Raw genomic sequence first — 1,824 nt, 5'->3', positions numbered from 1 at the left:
CGGTCACTTCGGTGATCCGGTCGAGGCAGGCGTTCAGCAGGGCCGCCGCTTCATAGCGGGTCATGGCCTGGCCGCCTTTGTAGGTGCCGTTCGGGTAACCAGCAACGCAGCCGTAGCGCTCGATCAGGTTCGAGAGGGCCTGGAAGGCCCAGTCGGTCGGCTTGACGTCGGAGAACTGGTTGATGCTGGTGACCTGCTCCTCGGCGGCGTATTTGTTGACGCCATCAATGTTGAGCTCGGCAGCCTGCACCACAACGGGCGAAAGCAGACCGAGAGCGGCAGGGGCAACCAGCAGTTGCTGGAAGAGTTTCATGGGTTCCTCACACGATAAGGAGTGCTGTTCCTTGCCGGAACAGGGCAAAGTCTACGGCTTGTTTCTTGGCTTGCAACCAGCTAGTCAGCCCGAGATAGCGATCACATCAGCAACCGAAGTAACGGCGTTGATCAACACACAAAAAAGCCCGGCTGCAAGCAGCCGGGCCAATGAGAGGAGAGTTTGTGAGGGGAGTTGATCCGGAAGGATCAGAACTTGAAGGTGGTCTTGATGAAGCCGCCGAAGTTGTTGAAATCGGTACCGGTGGTTCCGATCGCGCCAACGTTCTTGGAGACCTGACCCAGGGGAGCGCTCAGGTAGTAGAGGGCCGGGGTCACGCTGATGTTGTCGGTGACCTGGAACTTGTACCACCACTCCCAGGCGTAGTTGCCATCGACGATCGCGGTCGCGGCGGCGGGGCCACCGAAGACGGTGTTGCCACCGCTGACGGCGGTCAGGAAGGTGGGCTGACCAACCGCCATACCGGCGGAGTTGCCCTTGATGAACACGTCAGACCACTGCAGACCCACGTACCAGGACTGGCTGGTGGCGTTGGTGATGCCGGTGGTGGAGACGAGCCCGCCGTCAACGAAGTTGGTGCCGTTGTACTGGTTGCGGTTGATGCCCCAGCCGGTGCTGATGGAGGGGATCCAGCCGGAGTTGCTGGGCTGCCAGTAGGCGCTGATGCCCACCGAGTTGGTGGCAGCAGAGTTCAGGAAGAGGGCGTTGGCCAGAGGCGTGGCGTTGCCGCTGTAGGTACCTGCACCACCCGAGGAGTAGGTGTAGGCCGCCGCGATGCCCCAGTTGGATCCGGTGTAAGCCACCTGAGCCGTACCTGTCTGGGCGGAGCAGGCGTTGCCGATGCCGCCGCAGTTGGGGGTGCCGGCGATCGAGTTGCCCACATCACCGTTGGCGGAGACGTAGTTGGCGCTCACGCTGAAGCCGCCGCTCTTCCACCACAGACCACCACCAGCGCCCAGGTTGAGGCTGTAGGTGCCGGGAGCACCGGCGTAGGTGAAGATGTCGAGCACGGTGTCAGCCGGATAGGCGGACGGCCAGACCGCCAGCATGTCGTCCTGACGGACGCGACCACCGATGGTGGCGGTGAAGCTGCTGCCCAGGGGGAACTGGTAGAAGAGGCGGTTGATGGCGACCACGTCACCGCAGTCGACGCCAAGGCCGCAGAATTCTTCGAAACCGGCTTCCGTGGCGTTAAGGCCGACGGTGGGGCCGCCGAAGGGCGACTGGGCGAAGTTACCAGCGCGCAGGCGGGTGCGCAGCAGGTCCTTGCCGGTGAAGCTGGTGTCGAAGTTGAGCTGGATGTCGTAGTTGAACGCCGTGGCGCCCTGGGTCTGACGGGCCTGGTTCTGCCAGGTGTTGGGAACAACCGGGCCAAGGGGGCCGAAGGGTCCGGTCACGAAGGCAGGAACGCCGGTGACCAGGGAAGCGGCGGGGCTCACCTGGGCATTACCGCCGTAGCTGTTGGCGCCAATGATGAAGGTGGCCTTACC

Annotated in this window: 2 protein-coding genes; both read right to left on the bottom strand. The window is 63.1% G+C overall.

The window, feature by feature from the left end; genetic code table 11:
- The coding region (locus tag KUG43_RS16795) for an iron uptake porin (protein ID WP_216910976.1) at positions 1–313 on the bottom strand (313 nt) is incomplete at its 3' end.
- Between the two features lie 209 nt (positions 314–522).
- Positions 523–1,824 (bottom strand): iron uptake porin (locus KUG43_RS16790; protein WP_216910974.1); only part of this gene is annotated, 1,302 nt, incomplete at its 5' end.

The organism is Synechococcus sp. CCY 0621 (genome assembly GCF_019038465.1).
Classification (GTDB): Bacteria; Cyanobacteriota; Cyanobacteriia; order PCC-6307; family Cyanobiaceae; genus Cyanobium.
This window is presented reverse-complemented; position numbering and strand designations above follow the sequence as displayed.